The organism is Nguyenibacter vanlangensis, from assembly GCF_013376155.1.
Taxonomy (GTDB): Bacteria; Pseudomonadota; Alphaproteobacteria; order Acetobacterales; family Acetobacteraceae; genus Gluconacetobacter; species Gluconacetobacter vanlangensis.
Genome location: NZ_JABXXP010000861.1, coordinates 1 through 1,079 on the forward strand (window position 1 = coordinate 1; position 1,079 = coordinate 1,079).

At 71.5% G+C, this 1,079-nt stretch carries 1 protein-coding gene; it reads left to right on the plus strand.

Annotated features, from left to right (window positions below):
- Window positions 1-962, plus strand: a 962-nt coding sequence (locus tag HUK84_RS19705) for a phosphoenolpyruvate--protein phosphotransferase (protein ID WP_176641719.1), incomplete at its 5' end; no start/stop codon positions are given.
- Window positions 963-1,079 lie beyond the last annotated feature (117 nt).

The following is a 1,079-nucleotide window of genomic DNA, read 5'->3' on the forward strand; positions in this document are numbered from 1 at the left end:
CGGCCCGCCTGTCCAGCGGCGAGAAGCTCCAGCTCCAGGCCAATCTCGAACTCCCGGCCGAACTGCCCCTGATCGCCCAGTCCGGCGCCGCGGGCATCGGGCTGCTGCGCACCGAATTCCTGTTCATGAACGCCCAGGCGATGCCCGACGTGGACGCGCAGGCGGCGATCTATTCCGAAATCGTCACCGCGATGGCGGGCGACGTCACCACCATCCGTGTCGTCGACTGGGGCGGCGAAAAGCACAGCGAGGCCCTGGACCGCGCCGGGCTGCGCGGCGAGGGCGAAAGCGTCAATCCGGCGCTGGGGATGCGCGGCCTGCGCCTGCTGCTGCGCCATCCCGCCGTGCTGGAAAGCCAGTTCGCGGCGATCCTCAAGGCATCGTCGGCGGGGCCGGTGCGCGTCATGCTGCCGATGGTCACCACCGTCCCCGAACTGCGCGAGGCTCGGGACATCTATCACCGCGTCGCCCGCCGCCTGCGCCGCAAGGGCGTGCGGCTGGACGACAATCTGCCGCCGCTGGGCATCATGGTCGAAACCCCTGCCGCCGCCCTGATGGGCGACGCCCTGGCGCAAGAGGCCGAATTCATGGCCATCGGCACCAACGACCTGACGATGTACACCCTCGCCGTCGACCGCGCCTCGGCCGAGGTCGCGTCCCTCTACCATCCGCTGCACCCGGCGGTGCTGCGCCTGATCCAGACGGTGACCGAGGCCGCGCTGCGCCAATATCGCCCGATCTCGATCTGCGGCGAAATCGCCGGCGACCCGCGCGCGGTGCCGCTGCTGGTCGGGCTGGGCCTGCGCTCCTTCTCGATGACCGCCTCGGCGGTGCCCCGGGTCAAGCGCGCCGTGCGTGCCGTGTCGTTCGAGGATTGCCGCCGCCTGGCCCACCGGGTGATGGAAGCCCCCGACGTGGCCGAGGTCACGTCCCTGGTCGACGCATTCGCCGCCGGGACCTGACCCGAATGCTGGCATCCCTGCCGGCGCCCATGCCGGCCGGTCCCGTCCGTGTGCTCACCCTGCCCTGGCGCGACCCCGACGACGTGCTGTGGGCCTGGCGGGACGAGGCATGGCTGG